The 18,701-nt window shown below is 66.6% G+C and carries 19 protein-coding genes and 3 pseudogenes; 8 read left to right on the plus strand and 14 right to left on the minus strand.

Going from position 1 to position 18,701, the window contains the following annotated elements:
- Positions 1-182: 182 nt before the first annotated feature.
- Positions 183-1,741 (minus strand): annotated as a pseudogene (locus ACFYW8_RS33965) (NF041680 family putative transposase).
- A gap of 642 nt (positions 1,742-2,383) precedes the next feature.
- Here ACFYW8_RS33965 and ACFYW8_RS33970 point away from each other — a divergent pair.
- Together ACFYW8_RS33970 and ACFYW8_RS33975 are read left to right on the plus strand one after the other, a co-directional pair.
- A complete protein-coding gene (locus ACFYW8_RS33970; protein WP_389086811.1) occupies positions 2,384-2,662 on the plus strand; it encodes a hypothetical protein in 279 nt (92 codons plus the stop codon).
- Between the two features lie 78 nt (positions 2,663-2,740).
- Positions 2,741-3,004: a hypothetical protein gene (locus tag ACFYW8_RS33975; RefSeq protein WP_389086816.1), complete on the plus strand. Its 264-nt coding sequence runs from the start codon at positions 2,741-2,743 to the stop codon at positions 3,002-3,004.
- 16 nt (positions 3,005-3,020) lie between these two features.
- On the opposite strand, the pseudogene ACFYW8_RS33980 reads toward ACFYW8_RS33975, so the two are convergent.
- The 3 genes and pseudogenes from ACFYW8_RS33980 to ACFYW8_RS33990 form a co-directional block, all read right to left on the minus strand.
- Positions 3,021-3,292, minus strand: a pseudogene (locus ACFYW8_RS33980) (IS5/IS1182 family transposase); the annotation flags it as partial.
- A 227-nt stretch (positions 3,293-3,519) separates the two neighbouring features.
- Positions 3,520-4,119, minus strand: coding sequence for a hypothetical protein (locus tag ACFYW8_RS33985; RefSeq protein ID WP_365882684.1), 600 nt, complete (start codon positions 4,117-4,119; stop codon positions 3,520-3,522).
- Positions 4,120-4,526: 407 nt separating this feature from the next.
- Positions 4,527-5,012, minus strand: a complete 486-nt coding sequence (locus tag ACFYW8_RS33990; protein WP_389086824.1) for a hypothetical protein — start codon at positions 5,010-5,012, stop codon at positions 4,527-4,529.
- A 737-nt stretch (positions 5,013-5,749) separates the two neighbouring features.
- On the opposite strand from ACFYW8_RS33990, the pseudogene ACFYW8_RS33995 reads away from it, so the two are divergent.
- Both ACFYW8_RS33995 and ACFYW8_RS34000 read left to right on the plus strand, forming a co-directional pair.
- Positions 5,750-6,249, plus strand: a pseudogene (locus tag ACFYW8_RS33995) (hypothetical protein); the annotation flags it as partial.
- A gap of 69 nt (positions 6,250-6,318) precedes the next feature.
- Positions 6,319-6,708 carry a hypothetical protein gene (locus ACFYW8_RS34000; protein ID WP_389086829.1) on the plus strand — a complete coding sequence of 130 codons (390 nt, stop codon included), beginning with the start codon at positions 6,319-6,321 and terminating at the stop codon, positions 6,706-6,708.
- Between the two features lie 154 nt (positions 6,709-6,862).
- Here ACFYW8_RS34000 and ACFYW8_RS34005 read toward each other — a convergent pair whose 3' ends face one another.
- The gene (locus tag ACFYW8_RS34005) at positions 6,863-7,519 is read right to left on the minus strand and encodes an ISAs1 family transposase (RefSeq protein WP_389087362.1); all 657 of its coding nucleotides are present in this window, start codon (positions 7,517-7,519) and stop codon (positions 6,863-6,865) included.
- A gap of 35 nt (positions 7,520-7,554) precedes the next feature.
- On the minus strand, positions 7,555-8,088 hold the full coding sequence (locus ACFYW8_RS34010) for a transposase family protein (RefSeq protein WP_389086834.1): 534 nt from the start codon (positions 8,086-8,088) through the stop codon (positions 7,555-7,557).
- Positions 8,089-8,330: 242 nt separating this feature from the next.
- Here ACFYW8_RS34010 and ACFYW8_RS34015 point away from each other — a divergent pair, with 242 nt between their 5' ends.
- Positions 8,331-8,822 (plus strand): hypothetical protein, encoded by a 492-nt coding sequence (locus tag ACFYW8_RS34015; protein ID WP_389086840.1) that lies wholly within the window; start codon positions 8,331-8,333, stop codon positions 8,820-8,822.
- Positions 8,823-8,981: 159 nt separating this feature from the next.
- The gene (locus ACFYW8_RS34020) at positions 8,982-9,605 is read left to right on the plus strand and encodes a histidine phosphatase family protein (protein ID WP_365882868.1); all 624 of its coding nucleotides are present in this window, start codon (positions 8,982-8,984) and stop codon (positions 9,603-9,605) included.
- A 200-nt stretch (positions 9,606-9,805) separates the two neighbouring features.
- Here the strand turns inward: ACFYW8_RS34020 and ACFYW8_RS34025 are convergent, their stop codons facing one another.
- Positions 9,806-10,621: a MerR family transcriptional regulator gene (locus ACFYW8_RS34025; protein ID WP_389086848.1), complete on the minus strand. Its 816-nt coding sequence runs from the start codon at positions 10,619-10,621 to the stop codon at positions 9,806-9,808.
- Between ACFYW8_RS34025 and ACFYW8_RS34030 the strand changes: the two genes are divergently transcribed.
- Both ACFYW8_RS34030 and ACFYW8_RS34035 read left to right on the plus strand, forming a co-directional pair.
- On the plus strand, positions 10,620-10,841 hold the full coding sequence (locus ACFYW8_RS34030) for a hypothetical protein (protein ID WP_389086853.1): 222 nt from the start codon (positions 10,620-10,622) through the stop codon (positions 10,839-10,841). The genes ACFYW8_RS34025 and ACFYW8_RS34030 overlap by 2 nt on opposite strands.
- Positions 10,838-11,746 carry an IS3 family transposase gene (locus tag ACFYW8_RS34035; RefSeq protein ID WP_389086858.1) on the plus strand — a complete coding sequence of 303 codons (909 nt, stop codon included), beginning with the start codon at positions 10,838-10,840 and terminating at the stop codon, positions 11,744-11,746. Before ACFYW8_RS34030 ends, ACFYW8_RS34035 begins: the two co-directional genes overlap by 4 nt.
- A 128-nt stretch (positions 11,747-11,874) precedes the next feature.
- Here ACFYW8_RS34035 and pqqE read toward each other — a convergent pair whose 3' ends face one another.
- From pqqE to ACFYW8_RS34070, 7 genes are all read right to left on the minus strand, one after another.
- A complete protein-coding gene (gene pqqE / locus ACFYW8_RS34040) occupies positions 11,875-12,951 on the minus strand; it encodes a pyrroloquinoline quinone biosynthesis protein PqqE (protein WP_389086863.1) in 1,077 nt (358 codons plus the stop codon).
- Positions 12,948-13,184 carry a pyrroloquinoline quinone biosynthesis peptide chaperone PqqD gene (pqqD, locus tag ACFYW8_RS34045; protein ID WP_389086866.1) on the minus strand — a complete coding sequence of 79 codons (237 nt, stop codon included), beginning with the start codon at positions 13,182-13,184 and terminating at the stop codon, positions 12,948-12,950. Before pqqD ends, pqqE begins: the two co-directional genes overlap by 4 nt.
- A gap of 29 nt (positions 13,185-13,213) precedes the next feature.
- Entirely contained in the window at positions 13,214-13,972 is a 759-nt protein-coding gene (gene pqqC, locus ACFYW8_RS34050) for a pyrroloquinoline-quinone synthase PqqC (protein ID WP_389086873.1), read from the minus strand.
- Positions 13,969-14,865 (minus strand): pyrroloquinoline quinone biosynthesis protein PqqB, encoded by an 897-nt coding sequence (gene pqqB, locus ACFYW8_RS34055; protein WP_389086878.1) that lies wholly within the window; start codon positions 14,863-14,865, stop codon positions 13,969-13,971. Before pqqB ends, pqqC begins: the two co-directional genes overlap by 4 nt.
- Positions 14,866-14,876: 11 nt before the next feature.
- Positions 14,877-15,008: a pyrroloquinoline quinone precursor peptide PqqA gene (gene pqqA / locus ACFYW8_RS34060; RefSeq protein WP_389086883.1), complete on the minus strand. Its 132-nt coding sequence runs from the start codon at positions 15,006-15,008 to the stop codon at positions 14,877-14,879.
- Positions 15,009-15,281: 273 nt separating this feature from the next.
- Positions 15,282-16,274, minus strand: a complete 993-nt coding sequence (locus ACFYW8_RS34065; RefSeq protein WP_389086888.1) for a ThuA domain-containing protein — start codon at positions 16,272-16,274, stop codon at positions 15,282-15,284.
- Positions 16,275-16,463: 189 nt separating this feature from the next.
- The gene (locus ACFYW8_RS34070; RefSeq protein ID WP_389086892.1) at positions 16,464-18,617 is read right to left on the minus strand and encodes a PQQ-binding-like beta-propeller repeat protein; all 2,154 of its coding nucleotides are present in this window, start codon (positions 18,615-18,617) and stop codon (positions 16,464-16,466) included.
- Positions 18,618-18,701 lie beyond the last annotated feature (84 nt).

Below are 18,701 nucleotides of genomic sequence, written 5' to 3' on the forward strand. Positions count from 1 at the left end.
AACTTCCACTGATCGTCGGTGAGTTGCCTACGAGTCACAACCAACGTCTTACCGGATTCCACCGCCCGAAGAGGGCAGAACCCACCAGCTGATCACGACGTCACACAGGCCCTAGCGCCAAGCCCACCACAAAGAACGTGAACAATCCCTTCCCCCTTGTCTCTGACTGTCACGCCACATTGCTATCCAACCCGACTGCCGGGGAGGGCTCGGTGCCGGGGCGGTGGTGACGTTCGACGTCGGGGCTTGGCGCCCACTTTGTGGTGGGCCGGGCGGTGTATGCCTCAGCTTGACGTTTAGTCTCGGCGGGCTTGATGCTCCTTGATCGACTCGGCGCTTTTGACCGTCTTGCCGACGTCGTGGCGCTTGGCTCGCTGTTTGTTCTTCGAGCCGGGAGGTCGCCCTGGGCCTGGCCGGACGGTTTCGGTGCGGCCGCCGGCCAGGCGCTGCCGTCGCGCGGACGTTGCGAAACCCCCGGCGAACGCGGGCGGGGGTGAGTCGGCCGGGCTCGGCCGGCTTCTCCCAGGGGCGGCGGAGGTCCGCGGCCAGCGGCCGGGCGAGGCGGAGCTGGGTGTGGGCGGCGATGACCAGCCAGGTCCACAGGTCGGCGGTGTTCGCGCGGCGGACCTTCGGGCACGTCCAGCCGAGCGTCTGCTTATCAGCCTAAAGGCGTGCTCAAGATCGAATCTGCGGAGGAATGACTGCCACCAGCGGTCCACGTCCGCGGGTGTGGCGCCGGTGGCCGAGCACCACAGCCAGACCGGTTTCGGATCGAGGTCGCCCGGCAGGCGCTCGACCCGCAGTCGCACCAACATCCCATGCAGGATGGGTAGTTCCTCTTCCACGTGCTCCAGCCAGGGCCTCGGTGGGTGAGCCGTGGGTGTATCCGGTCCCAGGCCGTCGCCTCGGCCTTGTCGTAGCGGGTGGTGTCCGTTGTGGTGGTGACGTCGGGGTGGTGCCAGGTGTCGGGCTTGGCGAGGGTGAGGACACCGCCGTGCCGGAGTGGCCGGGCCGCCCTTCGGCCCGGAGCGGGCCGGGTCCGGGTCGCGGAGCATGACCCGGTCCGAGCGCAGGCGCCCGACCATGACGGTCGGCAGGTCCGCCAGGGCGTGGGAGAGGTAGGCGACGTCGTAGCCGGAGTCCATGACGATCAGGATCTCCGGATCGCCCGGCTGCCAGTGCCCGGCCTGCATCAACGGCTCGACGACGTCGCGTAGTTGGGCGGCGGTCACGGCGGTCGCGTCGTCCTCGGGGCCCAGGCGGTCTGCGTCCAGCAGCGCAACCCAGGAGGTGCGGCCGGACTCCAGCGCGGCGACGAAGGAGTACGGCCAGCCAGGCATGAACTGGTCCGTCTTGCGGTCACCGTGTCCGTAGACGTGGCAGAACAACTGGTCCTCGCTGGTCGGTGCGTCGGGGCGAAGCCAGTAGCTCACGTCCACGGCCGGCACAACCCTGCCGTCGGCGGCCTTCGGCAGCGGCAGCGAGGCCAGGGCGCGGCGCAACCTGGTCAGGCTCCAGCCAGCCCCGGTCCAGCGCAGCGCACAGGGCGCCGTGCCCGCGCCGGTGTCAGCCGCCAGCGACAGCTCGACCAGGTCTTCACCGGTCCGTCCGTGCACAGCACCGCATCTGTGAGCTCGAAGAGCGCGTCCGCTCGGGCGTAGAGGCATTCGTGGAACTCGACCCGAGAGCGGGACAAGACACCCAACGCGTCACTTGCGGGCGCGTCGACCGGGAGACTCATGAGCAGCGGCCGTTCTCTCGTACTTCGTTACTCGACATCTCGAAGCGTGGAGAGCGACCGCCTCCGCTGTCCCGGGAAAAACTGCGGATCAGCAGGTCGGGTGACCAGCAGGGGTTGCTGACTTCGGCTCGTCAGTACCCAACAGATTTCGCATGATGAATTCACGGAAGTTTTCCGGGGTTTTCCGAACATAGCCGCACGGAACGAATGGCGCGCGCAGTTCGGGCCCTTCCTGGAGGTGTCAGGGGCGCTGGAGTCGTATCTCCCGCTGACCTTCGCGGGTCGGACCGTCCCGGACGAGTACGCCGCAACCCTGACCGCCAACTATGGACCTCCGAGTGGTAGGCGGCCGTAACGTCACGGAGGGTCTCGCCGGAGTTTCGGCGGGATGCTTCGTTGGCGTCATGGGGACCAAGGCTCCTTGTCGAGTTCCATGATCCGGCCCACGTGCTGAGCCCCGCACAGTAGTATGCTTGTGCAAATTTGAAGCCCCGTCGGGTGGTACCTGGCGGGGCTTCTCTGTGGGGCAAGGCTTCGGCGTAGTGGTGTGCTGTCCGGTTCACGCTGATTTGCCGCGCCTCGCGGTGCTCCGAGATTGGGTGGGTACATGTGTCCAGGCCTTGACCAGCAACAATGACCCTCATGGACATTGTCGTTGAGATCCATGTGCCCCTTCGGGAAGCCCCCGGCGCTCTGGAAGGTTCGTATCCCTTCCCGTGGATCGACCAGGTCGAGGACTTCCTCGCTGAGCAGGAGGCAGCGGAGGTGTATGACGATGGCGAGGAGTGCGACGAGGTGTACGTCTTCTTCATCACCGGGGCCGCTGAGGAGGTTCTCCTTGCCGTGGCGTCTGGCGCGGCTGGGCTTCCGGGCATCCCGAGCGGAGTGTTCGCGATGGTTACGAACGATGAGGCGGAGTAGACCGGCCTCGGACGACGTGTCGAGCTGCCGCTCGGTTAGGGCCTGTCCGGCCGATCATGGTCTCGTCAGGGTTCTGGCGTGTCGAAGACCAGCGTGAGCAACGAGACCGAGAGCAGGCTCTGCCTGTGGGTGGAACCTTGGGGAACTGACCATTGGATGCGTCCCGGCGAGGAGTTCACTGTGGTGACGGACCTGGAGCCTGAGGATTCACCGTTCAACGTAGTTGTTCATGCTCAGGGCATCACGGTGTGGGTGAACTCAGCCGACGACGCCACGGTCGTCGACAAGAACGGCAGCCTCGTGGCGTGCGGACATCAGCGCCCCGCCGATCTGGGATGGTGACCGGTCTCAGTGCTCGTCAGGACCGCAGCCAGATGATGAGCGCGGCCGCAGTGACGGTGCCTAGGAAGACGTAGCCGCGCTTGTCGTATCGGGTCGCGACGGCGCGGGAGTTCTTCAGCTTGTTGATGGCCCGCTCGACGGTGTTGCGCTTCTTGTACCGGTCCTCGGTGGCCGTCCGCCTCGCGATCCTTTCCGGAAGCGGGCGGCCCGGCTGTCGGCCTTCTCCGGGATCGTGTGCCGGATGCCGCGCCGCTGCAGGTACTGACGGCAGGGGCCGTTGCTGTAGGCCCAATAGGCACGTGGGTTGGCCGTTGGTCAATCCAGGCAGGGGCCGGAAGCCGACGCGCCTGATCGGCGAATACGCGGAACGCTCCGCAACCTATGCGGGGCACGCGGGGCGGGGCGTCGGCACCAATGCCCCGTCCCGCCCCGAGCCGGTTGGCTCATGCTGCGTGCAGAAATCGGACTGTGAGAGATCGCAGCCGTCGGCGTACCTTCTCCGGGCTGCTGTCAGCTCAGATCGTCGGCGTGTCGTCGATCGTCTCCTGGTGCGGTTCGACGATGAACTTCCAGCCGACGCTGGGCTCCATGAACCGCACTCGGGTGGGGTAGATGTCCAAGGCGCGGCGGTCGCGGTTCTGGCTGCTCGTGCCCTTTCGCCCGCGGGCCGGCTCTTCGAACAGGTCGACCTTGACGTCCGGCACCGCCACGACTTCCTCGTTCCAGCGCTGAACGATTCCCGCGCCGAACGCTTCTCTTGCTGCGGTGTAGAGCGACTCCAGAGATTCCTTGTTCCCGTTGGGCACGAAGAGAGCGAGGTTCAGGAGGACGCCAGCACTCTGGAGAACCTCGATTTCTTCCCCGGCCTCGTCGGCAACCCAGATCCCACGCTCTTCAACATTGTTCGGAAGAACATGAATTTCCTTACCGAAAATTGTCCTTGCGATAAAGGATCCTCCATCGAAATACTTTCCCGGCTTCGTGAGGAAGGCCGGAGCGTAGCAGTCGAGAGAAAGATCGTCCAGCTCTGCCGCGACGAAGATTTCCTCCTGGAGGCCCAATTCTGAAACTTCCTCGGATGTGAGACGTCGAGCCGTAACCTTTTCGATGTTCACGCTATTTCTCCTTCTTCGTATGGCCATGGACAGTCCGAAGATCCGCTGCTCGCGGCTTGGCCACGGCTCCACCAGTAGGCCTGGGTTGAGGCCGAGGCGAGTGGTGCCGACGGCTGAGCGCGTTGCTTGAGATCGCCGCCCCGGACAAGATCCCAGACACGGGACCCGGGCGGCAAATCTGCATGAGGAAAGGCGAAGGTGACAGCATCGCGTCCGGACACCGTGGGCTTCCCGACCCACCCCTCCGTCCCAGCGCCGATATCAGGTGATTGCCCTGCCTGGAGTGAAGGAGTAAGAGACAGGCGGGATGGGCGATACGGCCGCGGCCGGGGGAAAGGGTGCGCTCAGTCGGCTTGTGGGCCATGGCCCGGTTGAACGACTTCTTGATCGAAGCGCGGCGGAGCTGGTCAGGCGAGGGACGACCGGATCCGGTCGATGGCGCGCAGAACCTCATCTCTGTTCTTCGCGCTCTTGATCCAGGTTGGTAGCCGCGCGACGAGGGTCATCTTTTTTACCTGCGCATCCCATGGTGCTCGCTCACGCAACGGCGCCTGTACGAACTTCCGGATCAGCTCCAAATGTTCCGGGTTGTAGGCCCACAGCCAGCCTTGTCGCATCTCTGTCTGCAACCTCAACGGCAGACCGAAGTAGGGATCTGCCGCTTCGTCTCGCCCCCGGAAGAGGCGGAAGCCTCCCCCAGCAGCATCTCGCGACAGACCGCACGCCCTACAGACGAGACGGCGGCGCGCGAACACGGAAGGAACCTCGTCCGCCGCCGACGCCACCGGGGCAATGTGTGCAATCCCAGTGCACTTCGGACAGCTCACGAGTACATGATCAATGAAGTGGTACTTCGTGTGCTGGGCATCTCGGAACCGCTGTGGCGAGAGCATGACGCCAGTGTGCGACCCCTCTGCCTGACCATGCTCACGCACGGAAGAAACCGTGCCCCTTCCGTGCCCGGTCAGGCGGGGAACCTCGGGGAACCACGGTCGCTCGCGGCGACAGGACCGAAGAGAGCCCTCGACCGATCCTGCTGGTCAGAGGCTCTCCACCACTGCGGTGGGTGTGGGATTTGAACCCACGGTGACTTGCGCCACGACGGTTTTCAAGACTGTGCCCCACGTGGTGAAGTAGCCAAGACATCTGCGCGGCACTGGGTCGTAGGCTGTGCGCTGGAAGATGAGAGGGAAACGCGTGCCACGCTGGCGGTTCAGAGTCGCCGGCGTCGTTGCTGGGATCAACGTGCTGGTTCAAGCCGCGACTGCTTCCAACGTATTTCGTGCGAGTCACCGCGATCTTTCTTCTCGTCGTCGCAGGATTCTTTGCAGGCACCTTGTTCCACCTCGTGAGGAAACGCCGGGAGCCCAGCGCCGCAGCCCTCGAGGCCTGGTCCACCCCTGTGCCAGGGCGGTTTCAAGTTCCTGGCAGGGGCGGGCTGTCGGTGATGCCCCAGATCCAGACGGCGTGTTCTGGTGCGTCCCGGATCGCTCGGGTGGTCTTGGCGATGTTGTCGACTCCCAGCAGTCGTAGCCTGCCGACGCTCGGCCTCGGGATCGACCACCGCGGCGTAGCCGCGGATGACGCCGCGCGGTTCGAGCGTGCGCGAGGGGCAAACGTAGTACTGGTTAGCCCGTGTCGACAGACATCCGGCTACGACCTGTCCGGCACCGCACACCACCGTGACGCCCAGATGCGGCACGCACTCATCCGGCTCCTGCACTGGGCGAAGCGGCACAACCTGGCTATCGCCGTCGAGGATTTGGACTTCACGGCGGACAAGACCCGGGAGAGGTACGGCCACCGCAAGAAGTTCCGCAAGCTCATCTCCGGTATGTCCGGCGGCGGACGGCACGCCCCCGCACGACCGGAGCGATCGTGCGGGGCGTCGGAGCGTCCAGGCCGGACCGGGTACCTGAGGACACCGGCCCCCGTATCCCTGGACCACGGACACGATCCGTGTCACGGGACACGGCGCGAAAGTGGGCGACCAGGACATCCAGCACCGTTCGGGATGCCCGCAGCGACCAGGCATGGGTTCAAGACCCTCTCCTGCTCACTGATGAGGAACGACAGGCCCTTGATCACGATATGAATACCCGGCAGTCTCGTTCCGTCTTCACGCAGTGACCTTCATTACGTGATCGCTAACATGTTCGCCCTCCCCCCTGCCCGCTGCGGCTGACCTTCGAGGAACCAGTGACAACACCGCCTGCCTACCAAGATCCTGCCTACTCCGTACCGCCGCAGGCTCCGGTGCCGGAACCGCCCAAGAAGGGCGCCCGCGCCCTCAAGAAGCTGCTGATCCGCTTGGGTATCGGGCTGATCGCTCTCGTGATCTGGATGATCTACGACGAGGTGACCGGTGACCCCTCTACCGCCAACGCCGGTGACTGCGTCCAGGTGAGCGGTACGGACGACAACCCGGATGTGCACGTGATCGATTGCAAGGACCCCAAGGCCGCGTACAAGGTCTTGCGGGAGGACACCGGCAACGGTGACCAGTGCAAGAGCGTTCCCGGTGTGGTGGCCTGGTACACCGAGACCGGCCGCGCCGACGTGGTGCTCTGCCTGGGCAAGAACCAGTAGGCATTCGCGTGACGGAGGTTGCGAGGCCGACACCGTCGGCCTCGCAACCTGCCGAATCGCTCGTGCTCCGTTATTGCGGACCTCGTTTTCCGCAGCAATGCGATGACGACGGGTTCGGGAGCTGCACACCGTCCTGCTGTCCACCAGCGCGGTTTCAAGTTCCCGGCAGGAGCGGGCTGTTGGTGATGCCCCGGATCCAGACGGCGTGTTCGGGTGCGTCCCGGATCGCTCGGGTGGTTTTGGCGATGTTGTCGGCTCCCAGCAGTCGTAGCCTGCCGATGGCCAGGTTCCGCAAAGCGGCCATCGCGCGCGGTGCGCTGCCGGTGTGGACGGTGGAGGCGTCCTCGGCGAACACCACGTCTCTGACATGGTGGCTGGAATTTACGGTTCCCCAGTGCTCGCGTACGTATCCGCCCAGATCGGCAGGGCTGGCCTGGTGGGTGTCGAGGCTGGTGACGGCGTAGACCGTCTCCCGGGTCTGCCGCCTGCCGCTCTCCTGGCGGCGCCGGTGGATACGCAAGGCGAGCCGTGCTTCGGGGAAGGCGATCCCGCCCAGGTTCGCCGCGATGGCCATGGTCTTGACCGAGCGGGACTCCCGCCGGCCGTGCCCGGTCCCGGAGACGGTGTGCGCCACCGGCACCTGCTCCCACGGCAGGGCTTTGACCTGGGCGGACGCGGTCGGCTGGTTTCCCTTGATGACCGCGATGCAGTGGGCTTTCTTCTCCTGCACCAGCCAGCGCACCTGGTCCTTGACGCTGTGCAGGGCGTCGAAGGTGACCACGGTGCCGGCCAGATCGAGTGGTTCCAGCAGCGGGCGGAAGGCGGCTGTCTCGTTGGTCTTGGCCCCTACCCCCCCCGCTGGGCCAGGGTGACGGTGGGGGCGTGGGTGACGGCGGACAGCAGGTGCCGGTGGCGCTGCTGTCGGTGCGCGGAGCCGGACAGCGCCTTGCCGTCCACGGCGATCGTCGGCCGCGGCGTCGAGCCGGTGGCGCCGACGTCGGTGTGGTCGCGTTCGGCCAGGTAGGCGCCGATCGCGGCGTCCAGGGCATCGCCGTCGAGGGCGGCCAAGAGCCGGGGGAGGGTGGCCTGGGACGGGGCGCGGCGACGTCCGGGCAGGTGGCGGCGGATGCCGAGCAGTTCCAGGACCGTGGTGGTGGCGCGCTGTCCCCACTCGGTGATCTCGGTGATGGTCCGAGCGCCGGAGACGACTGCGCAGGCGCAGATCAGCAGCAAGCCGACCAGGGGATACCACCGTCCGCGACGTGAACGCGGGTCGGGTACGCGATGGAGGTGGGCGCGCAGGCGGCCGGTGTCGTGCTGGTGGAGGGGACCCAGTTTCGCCAGAACGGCAGGGACCGGGGAGGACGGAGCGGCAGGCACGGGACCTCGATGTGATCAGCTGGCGTAGACACCCTGACGATCACCGGTCTCGTGCCTATGTTGCCACGTCAACTCCTGCTGAGCGTGGGCGATCTACGCGATCCCGGAACTTGCAACCGCCCCGGCAGCCCGTCCGCTTCCCGCCGCGCGTGAAGTTCGCGATCATGTCCTCGCCATGATCGTTACCTCCGTCGATCCCCTGAACGATGTGGTCGTTTTCCTCAAGGAGTGCGCGAAGAGCATTGACGCCTCCCTCTCAATGCGGCGGCTGGAACGCACAGTTGACACCGGTCCCCCTTCGATCGACGACCGTCGGCCTGCGCGTCCACGCCCCGGAACAGCAGCTCGATCTGTTCCGCACTCCCGACGTCCTTCGAGCCCACCAGCAGTACTGGCGCATTCGCCGACGTCACGGCCCGGCCCTCATCGACATTTGCGAGGAGGCCACCTGTGGACTCTGGGCCGGCCTCGCCCACCGGGCCGAGATCCTTCACGACCTGGTCCGGAGCAAAGGACCCGAAGTCGAGCCGGACATGAAAGCACCCTGGCTCGCAGCAGCCGGATTCCCCGAACGCGTCGCCCTGATCCACATGTTCACCTCGCCCCACTGGGGAAAGCTGGCGATGAACGACGACTTCTACGTCTCCGCCGAAAGCATCGCCAAGTTCCTTCTGCGCTTCCCCAGCGAAAGCGCGATTCGCGGGACCAGCCGCGTCTGGCTCACGAAGACATGAAGTCGTCAGCCGCGGAGATCGAGTATCGGCTCGGCAACCCCGAAGGCGTCCCCACACTCATCGCCAACTGAGCCAGCGAAGCCGCGACGGAACTATCCACAACGAGCTCAGCGTCCATCCCGACATACAAGATCACGGATGGCGACAGAGAGCCGGGACATGACAGACACAGCCACTCGATACCTTTACCTCGCTCGGCACGGTGAAGCGTCGGAAGACGAGACGACCCTGACGGAGAGCGGCCGCCGCCAAGCCGTTCTGCTCGGTGAACGGCTCCAGAACACCCCACTTTCGGCGATCTGCCACGGGCCGCTGCCCCGGGCGGAGCAGACGGCCCGGCTGATCAGCGCACAACTTGGCGACACCCCACTGCACCAGTCAGAGTTGGCAGGCGACTACGTCCCCTACATGCCGACGAAGGAGGAACTGCCGCCGGATTCGGCCGACGCCATGCTCGCCTTCCTCGCCCAGGTTCCGGAGGAAGAGCGCAACCGCGGTCCAGCACTGGCCCGGGAAGCACTTGCAGAATTCACAGGTCCGGTCGACGGAGATCGCCCCCGCCATGAACTGGTCGTCACACACAACTTCCTCATCGGCTGGCTGATCCGAGCCGCCCTCGACGCACCCGAGTGGCGCTGGATGGGCCTCAATCACGGCAACGCAGCTCTGACGGTCATCCGATACACACCTGGCAGGCCTTCCTCCGTGCTGTTCTACAACGACATGCGGCACCTGCCCGCAGAACTGCGATGGACCGGCTTCCCGCCCGAACTCCACATCTGACCAAGAAGGCCGTTTGCCCGGACTTGAGTGAGACGACCTTGCGAAACCCATCTCACTCAAGTCCGGGCACCGCAGCTCAGTGCCGGCCCTCCGTCTGTGCGAGGGCGGGTGCAAGTGTAGGGAACCACTCCAGACTGGTGTGACAACCTGCGACTTTCATGTGGTTCAGCAGACACATCAGGGCCGCTGTCGCGCATAGTTCAGCAGTCTGGGGTTGGCGCCGAGGGCGTCGACCCTTCACTAGGGTTGAGCCTGTCGGCAGGCACTCGCTCGATGCGGGTCCAGCCCTTCCAGCCACGCTCCTTCAGAATCGCCAGCACCAGTTCGGCGCCCGGTGCGGACTTGAGCATGGTTGAGTCCATCAGGGCGACGAACTGATCGTCGAAGCCGTCGGCCCCCACCTCGCCGGCCTCCACGGCGCGAATCATCAGGCGCTCCAGGATGTCGGCGATCTCGACGATCCGTGGATCGTCGGCCTGCCAGTCGAGCGCCCCGGTGAAGAAGCTGTAGAGCCTCACCATGTCGGGGTCGTCCAGCTCCTCGTGCTTCTTGGCGATCACGGAGTCGATCAGGTGCGGCACCTGGGCGGCGATCATGATCCAGGCATCCCGCTCCAGCTCGATGTACCGCTCCCCGACGCCGAGACCGCGCAGCCGGTCGAGGTAGTCCACGACGCTCTGCGGGAGTGCCAGGTGCTCTCCGGCGGCGAGCCGGGCGAGTCGTCTGCGGGTGTCCTGCAGCCGCCGGATCTCGGCGCGCAGATCCTTGTCGATCTCCTGGACGCCCCCGGCGAACTCCTCCGGGCCGGCGTCGAGGAGTTCCTGCACCCTGGCCAGCGGCACGCCGGCATCGGCCAGGGTGCGGATCCGGATCAGTCGCACGACCGCGGCGGCATCGTAGGTCCGGTACCCGGACCGGTCGCGCTCGGACTCGGGCAGCAGCCCGATCTTGTGGTAGTGGCGTACCGCCCGTACCGTCACCCGGGCGTACGCCGCCAGCTGGCTTATGGTGAGCATGGGTGTCAGCCTGCCTCAGGCGATCTTCCGGCGAACCGCCGCGGTTGCGAAGCCGGGCGCCCGGCCGCGGGAGGCGGTGCCGTCCGCTGATCCGGACGAGCGGGTGCGGCAGTTGGAGGCCCGGGTGGCCGAGCTCGAGGCAAGTGAGCGCAAGCTCGCCACCGAGCGGGACATCCTCCGCAAGGCGGCCAAGTATTTCGCCGGAGAGACGAACTGGTGAGGAGCCGCTTCCAGTTCGTCGACGACCATCGCAACACCTACGAGGTGAAGCGGCTCTGCCAGGTCCTGGACGTGAACCGGTCCAGCTACTACAAGTGGCTCGCCGACGCCGACGCCGACGCCGAGGCCCGGGCCACCCGGCAGCGGGAGGACCGGATCCTGGCCGAGGAGATCCGCGAGGTCCACGGCGAGTCCGGCGGCGCCTACGGCTCCCCGCGAGTGACGGCCGAGCTCCGCGAGAAAGGGCGACGGGTCAACGAGAAGCGGATCGCCCGGATCATGCGGACGTTCTCCATCACCGGCATCCGCCTGCGCAGACGCGTGCGCACCACCGTCCCGGACCCGGCCACCTCACCGGTCCCGGACCTGTTCCACCGGGACTTCACCGCTACCGGGCCGGGGCGCGAATACATGGGTGACATCACGTATCTCCCGCTCGCGGGCGGGGAGTTCCTCTATCTCGCGACCGTGCTGGACTGCTTCAGCCGCAAGGTCGTCGGCTGGTCCATCGCCGACCACATGCGCACCGGCCTGGTCGCCGACGCACTGCGGATGGCAGCCTCGACCCGAGGTGGCCTGGACGGCGCCGTGTTCCACACCGACCACGGGGCCCAGTACGGATCCCGGGCCTTCGCCGGCCTCTGCGACCAGCTCGGGGTCGCACGGTCGATGGGCGCGGTCGGCACCAGCGCCGACAACGCGGCCTGCGAAAGCTTCCATGCCTCCCTGAAACGCGAGACCCTCCGGGGTGCCCACCACTACGGCGACTCAGACACCTGCCGCAGGACCGTCTTCGCCTGGCTGACCCGCTACAACACCCGCCGCCGGCACTCCGCCAACGGCCACCTCAGCCCCAACGAATACGAACACCGACACCACGCCGGTAAACTCATGCTCGCCGCGTGATCAATAACTGCGTGCCCACCTTCATGGGGGAAGGCCCGGCAACCCGCTCTGGAGCTGGCGCCTCGCCATGGGAATCGTGCTGTCAGCTGGTAGGTGCTGGGGGGTTGTCCCCTTCAGGCTGACCGTTTTTACGGCCGACGTGGGATCAGTTCGGTGACGCCGCTCGTTGCCGGCCGAGCCAAGGTTGACAGTGTCGCGTGGTCTGGAGACAGAGAGCAGGCCGGGTCGGTGCGGGTGGCATCGCCGGTCAGAGCGAAGGCCTGGCACCGGCAGCCGCCGAAGTCCTGATCGCGCCGGTCGCACGTTCGGCACGGGGAGGACATCCAGTCAGTGCCTCGATAGAGGTTGAACGGCTTGGATTTCTCCCAGATCCAGCGCAGTGGGTGATCTTTGACGTTGACCCCGTCAAGGCCGGGCAAGGTGGCAGCCGCTGGGCAGGGCAAAGCGGTGCCGTCCGGGGTCACGGTGAGGGAGACGGCCCCCCAGCCGCCCATGCAGGGTTTTGCCACTCCGTCGAAGTAGTCCGGGGCCACCCATACGATCTCCAGCTGCCCGTCGAGCCGCTCCCTCCATCTGCTGACGGATTCCACGGCTCGGGCGAGCTGGTCTCGCCCGGGCATCAGCGCCTCCCTGTTCAGGAGGCCCCATCCATAGAACTGCGTGTTGGCCAGCTCGATACGATCGGCACCCCAACGCAGCGCCAGTTCCACCAACCCGTCGATGGCGTCCAGATTATGCCGGTGCAGTACAGCATTGACACCCAGAGGCAGTCCTACGCCTTTGACGAGCCCCGCAGCAGACTCCTTGGCTGCAAACGCCCGGCTACCGGCGATCAGGTCCGAAGTATCGGCGTCGGAGTGCTGGACAGAGAGCTGGACGCTGCGCAGTCCGGCATCGGTCAAGGAGCGCAGCCGATCCGCGTTGAGGCCTGAACCACTGGTGACCAACTGGCTGTACAGGCCTGCCGCTTCGGCACCGGCAACAATGACATCGAGATCCTTGCGGAGCAGCGGCTCTCCACCGGACAGGTGGGTCTGCAGAACTCCGAGCGCTGCGGCTTGACGGAACAGCTCAACCCATTGTTGTCCGCTCAGTTCTTGTGATCGGTGCGTCAGTTCCAGGGGATTGGAGCAGTAGCCGCAGTGCAGGGGGCAGGCGTGGGTCAGCTCTGCTAGTAGGCCCCACGGGGGTGGGATCGTGCTCACCGGATCCAGCCTTTCTCACGCATCCGTTCTATGAACGGACCGACCTCCGTGTCGACGGGCGCGTGAGGGAACCGCTCCCGGAGCTCTTCGATGATTTGTTCAACCGCTCGGGTTCCGTCGCACAGTTCCACCACCTGCCGGGCACTGCCCTCCAACACCACGACCCTCTCCGGCATGAGGAGGACGTGGTTGCCGCGTGCCCTGTCGTGGCGCAGTACCACGGAGGGTGACATCTGCGGACACCATGGGCGCTCCGGGGCGCTCACCGTGTTCTCTCCGGTGTGCCGCCGTGTTCCACGCTGTCGAGCAGAGACCAGAGGACGTCACATTTGAAAGCCAGTGCCGACAGAGCCTTGTGCTGGTCGCTGCGGGTCTGCGCCCAGTCGATCACCCAGGCGAGTGCCTCGACGCCGTCCCGGCTCCCTTGCGGAACCCTGCTGCGAAAGTAGGCAAGGCCCGCTTCTTCGATCCACGGGTAGTGAACCGGGAAGGTTTCCAGACGGGTCATCATGATGTTCGGTGCGCACAGTTCGGTGAGTGAGGAGGCGACGGCCTCCAGCGCAGGGCTGAGCCGGCAGAAGTTCACGTAGCCATCGACGGCGAGTCGCACGCCAGGCAGTACATGTGCGCCCGAGACTACTTGGCTGCGGCTCAGGCCAACCGCCTCACCGAGGCGCAGCCAGCGCTCGATGCCGCCCTCGCCGTCGACCAGGCCGTCGTGATCCTGGATCCTGCGCAGCCAGGAGCGCCGCATCGACGGCTCGGGCAGCTTCGCGAGGATCAGCGCGTCCTTCACCGGGATGCTGCGCTGGTAGTGGAAGCGGTTGGACACCCAGGTGCGTAGCTCGTCGGGTGAGAGCTCGCCCCGGTGCATTCGCAGGTTGAACGGGTGTCTGTCGTGGTAGCGGCTCCTGGCCAGGTCCCGGAGCTGGGCTTCGAACAGGGTGGGGGACAAGGGCTCGTCGTCCGGTTCCTGCGCGCCTGCAGCTTCCGCGGCGTCTCGCAGCGGTGCCGTCGTCATAGGTCGATCACCATCCCGTCCTGCGCCACCTCGAGTCCTCGCTCGGCCAGAACGCCGTGCTCGGGAGCGGAGGGGTCGACCAGGGGATTCGTATTGTTGAAATGGGTGTAGAGGCAGCGGGCGGGCAGTGCGGCGAGCCGTTCGGCGGTTCCGTCCGGGCCGTCGATGGGCAGATGTCCCATGCCGGTGGATGTCCGAGTGGAGATGCCCATCCGGCGCGGCTCCTCGTCGTCCCAGAACGTTCCGTCGATGAAGGCGCAGTCGGCTCCGGCCACTGCCTTTGAGAAGTCCTCGCTCCATCCGGCGAGTGCCGGCGCGTACAGCGCAGTCGTGCCGCGGGCGGGATCGTGCAGAGTGACCGCCGAAACCCAGGCACTGTCTTCAGGTGCGTCCGCCGCGTAGCGGGGACGCTTGGTTGACAGATGTACGGCCGCGATCTCAATACCCGCGACAACTGCTGGACTCTGGTCGACCTCGGGTAGGTCATGCCAGGTGAGTGAGGTGTACGGGGTGAGGACAGTGTCCAGCGCCAGACGCTCGCGCACGGCTTGGCGCACGGGGGCGGTGGCGTAGATCTCGATGTGACGTGCCTCGCGGAGCCTCAGCAAGCCGCTGGTGTGGTCGAGTTCGGCGTCGGTGAGCAGGACTCGGACGACCGGTGTGCGTTCCTTCCCAGGCCCTGGCTGCAGTTCGCTGTGTGCCTCAAGGTGAGCTGCCACATCGGGGCCGGCGTTGACGAGGAACCAGGAGGACGGATTGTGACCCAGGACGGCGAGGGAGTCGTGGCTGCGGCGACGGTCAGGGTGGGTGCGTGCCCCGGAACAACCGGGGCACGCGCAGTTCCATTGAGGAACGCCTCCACCTGCTGCCGTGCCCGGCGTGAGCAGGCGCACGGGGCCTTCTTCTAGAGGGCGTTGAGGGAGTAGGCGGTGACCTCCATGGCCGTGTCGACGACCGTGAAGTCAGGGGTCACCCAGGCGGTGGTGGCGTTGATGGTGGTGTCGGCCTGCGGGTCTGGTGTGGTGTTGTCGAGCATCTCGGTGTCCCTTCGGGAGCGAAATAGGGGGGTCGTGGCAACTCTGTGGCTGGCTCGTGGTGGGGTGGAGGCGGGGCAGAGACCCGAAGAGCTAAGACCGCTAGATGGTCCTCATGGGCCGCCAGATGGGTTGCCTCATACGCTAGGCAGGGTGGGCTGCAGTGGCAAGGGGCGGGACGGATGCGATCCGGATTGCCGTCGGCCTCACTGCCCCGGTGGGTTGGTTGGCGGTACGGCAGGCTGTACCGCCAACCAACCCGCGCCTGATCGCCGCTACTTGCAGAAGGGCTTCATGCCGGCGGCGGACTGGATGCCGCCGACGATGAGCTTCTGGAACTCGGCCGCACCGGCGAACGAACCGTCGGTGGTGAACTCCTTGGCGTCGTGGCCGAGCGTGGTGACCCAGGAGCGGCCGCCGTCGTAGTACTGGCACCAGGCCACCGGGTGGTTGTCTCCGTGGCCGGGGTGGTTGTAGTTGCCGGCCACGCCCTTGGTGAGGGTGCTCTCGTCCACCTTGGCGAGAAGGCGCACCTTGGTCGGAGCGGGCACCAGGTTGTACCACTCGTCGGTGAAGTTCCAACGAGCGGGAAGCTCCTTGGTCGAGTTGTCCTTGCGCTCCACCGTCTGCACGGTTCCCGGCTGCGCGGCACCGTGGTCGTAGAAGTTGGCGTTGCCCAACAGGCCCTCGTACCAGGGCCAGTTGTACTCGGTGCCGAAAGCGTTGTGGATGCCCACGAAGCCGCCGCCGCCGCGGATGTACTGGCGCAGGGATGTCTGGGCGGCGTCGTCCAGCGCGTCCCTGCTGGTGGAGAAGAACACCACTGCGTTGTACTTGAACAGGGTGTTCGGCGAGGCGAGCTGGCTGACGTCCTCGGTGTAGTCGACCTGGAAGCCGCTCTTCTCACCCAGCTTGAGCACGGCGTTCTGGACCACGTTCGCGTCGGTCAGCGGCGGGTTCAGGCCGGCGCCCAGCGCGGGGCCCAGGTTGGCGTGACGGGGCCCTGCGGTGCGGGTGTAGAGGAGCACCTTGTAGCCGCTGGCCGAGTCGAAGTTGCCCCAGTCGTGGTAGCAGTCGTCGTCGAGGCCGCGGCAGACCCCGTAGTCGGGGTCGCCGAGTTCCTGGGCTCCGGTTCCGATCCGGCCGTGGGCGAAGCTGAGAGTCCCTGTCGCGAGGAGCGCCGCGACCATGGCGAGCGTCATCCCGATGGTGGCCAGGACGGCTGAGCGAGTGCTCAGGGCTCTGGCCCGGAGCGTTCTTCCTGTCATGAGAGTGCTTCCTTCTGGTGCGGATGGCATGCCGAACCGGCACGTCGGCAGGCGTGCTGAAAGAGAGGGGCTGGCGGTGGCCGCGCGCTGTCACCGGGTGCGGCGGACTACAGGGGCACGGACCGTTACGAAGGGGCGGCGGGCGGCGCCGGGATGAGGGCCGCGGCCTGGCCGAGCGCAGCGAAAGCGCTAGGAGACGACGATCTTGCCGGTGCTCTGCGGGGACACCGGGTCGTTGTAGAAGAACTCGCCGGGCGTGTCGAAGGTGTGCGTGTACGAGTCGCCGGGCATGAGCAGGCCGGTGTCGAACTCGGCCTCGAAGAAGGCGACCGCGCCGTGCGCCGTCTTGTTGGAGGCGGGGTTGGTGAAGGTCACCGTGGTGCCCTTGGAGATGGCGAGGTGCTGCGGAGACATCGCGTTCTGAGCGACCAGGTTCTCCGTGGCGCCCGGCGCGGCTTTCGCGCTGTCCCAGACGCGGCCCAGCGTGACGGTGTTGCTCGCCGTGGCGCCGCTGACCGCCGCCACACGGATCTGGTTGCGCTTCGAGGGCGGCACGGGGGCGGCCGCCGGCCCGACCTTGCCGCCGACCTTGAACGCCCAGAGGTGGTCACCCTTGGGGATGTCCGGGTAGGGCAGACCGTTTCCGCCGGCCAGGACCGCGATGTACTGCTCGCCGTCCACCTCGTAGGTCATCGGGCTCGTGTTGACGCCCGCGCCGCACTGCCAGGTCCACAGTTCCTTGCCGGTCGCGTCGTCCAGAGCGGTGAGGACGCCGTCGGGACGTCCCTGGAAGAGCACGCCGCTGGCGGTGGACAGGACGCCGTTGCCGTGGGCGAGCGACCAGTCGCCCTCCTGCCGCCAGGAGACCGTGTTGGTGCGCGGGTCCACCGCCACGACGCCGCCGGCGAAGTATTCGCCCAGTGGCCGCGCGGTGTTGACCCGGCCGCCGTGGGTGTTGGAGTACGCGGAGTTGATCAAGCCGTACCCCACGTAGACGAGCCCGGTGCGGTGGCTGAAGGAGGGAGAGGACCAGTCGGCGCCGCCTCCTGCTCCGGGGTAGAGGATGGTCGGCCGGTCCCAGTGCACTTCGAAGAGTCCGCCGGTCGCGTAGAACGGCACGGGGCGGGTGGCCTTGTCGATCCGGGGTTCCGTCTCGACGAAGGGCTCGCCCCCGGGGAAGGGCTGGGTGGGGGCGGTCTTCTGGGCCTCGTGCTGCGGTACCGGGCGCTCCTCCATGCCGTGCACGGGGTCGCCGGTCGCGCGGTCGAGGATGTAGTACATGCCGGTCTTGCTGCCGTAGACGACGACCCTGCGCTTGCGTCCTTCGATCTGGATGTCCGCGAGGACCGGCGACATCACGCCGTCGTAGTCCCAGATGTCGTGGTGGACGGACTGGAAGTGCCAGCGCCGCTTGCCCGTCTTGGCGTCGATGGCCACCAGGCAGTTGGCGAAGAGGTTGTCCCCGCCCCTCGTGGAGCCGTCAGTCCGCGGGTAGGGGTTGCCGAACGTCCAGTAGACGAGGCCGAGTTCGGGGTCGACTGCGGGGTGGATCCAGCAGACCGCACCGCCGGTCTTCCAGGTGTCGCCTTCCCAGGTGTCGTGCCCGTACTCGCCGGGGCCGGGGGTTCCCCAGAACGTCCAGACGACCTCGCCGGTGGCCGCGTTCAGCGCGTAGCCGCGGCCGCGGGCGCCGGCTGTGCTGCCCTGGGTGCCGACGTAGATGAGGCCGTCCCAGTAGACGACCGCGCCGGCCAGGCTGCCCCTGCTGCCGCCGCACTGGCCGCTGGCCGGGTCGCAGTCGGGATCGCCCTGGTCTTCGATGAGCATGGCCTTGGTCCACACGACCGTGCCGGTCTTCTGGTCCAGGGCGTAGACGGTGTTCTCGCCCGAGATGGTGAAGGCGAGACCCTGGCCGAGGGCGACGCCGCGCATGTTGGTGGTCTCGGCGCCGACGTTGGTCTTCCACCTGACGGCGCCGGTCCGCCCGTTGACGGCGAAGATGTTCTGCTGGGTGGTGGCGATGTACAGCACGCCGTCCTGTGCGACGACGGCGCACTGCTGGGCGCTGCGTGTGTCGCCGCCCTCCAGGTTGATGTGCCACGCTCCGCCGAGCTGCTTCACGTTGCGCGGGGTGATCTTCTTGAGGGCTGAGTAGTTCTGGTTGGCCAGGTTGCCGCCGGCCTTGGGGAAGTTCTTGCCCGTCGGCGTGAAGGCCTGCCGGGGAACGGGAGTTGCCAGCGTCCCGGTTCGTGATTCCGCGGCCTGGGCGGGGGTGTTGAGCATGGCAACGGTCGCTGTCGTGCCTGCTGCCGCGGTGGTGGTGAGGAAACTGCGTCTGTCCATGAACCCTCTTTCGTGGCATGACCCTGCCAGTTCCGGATCCACCTGATGGTCCGGTGGGGGCGAGGGGAAGAGAGAGCGGGAGAG

This window comes from Streptomyces sp. NPDC002742, from assembly GCF_042888885.1.
Taxonomy (GTDB): Bacteria; Actinomycetota; Actinomycetes; order Streptomycetales; family Streptomycetaceae; genus Streptomyces.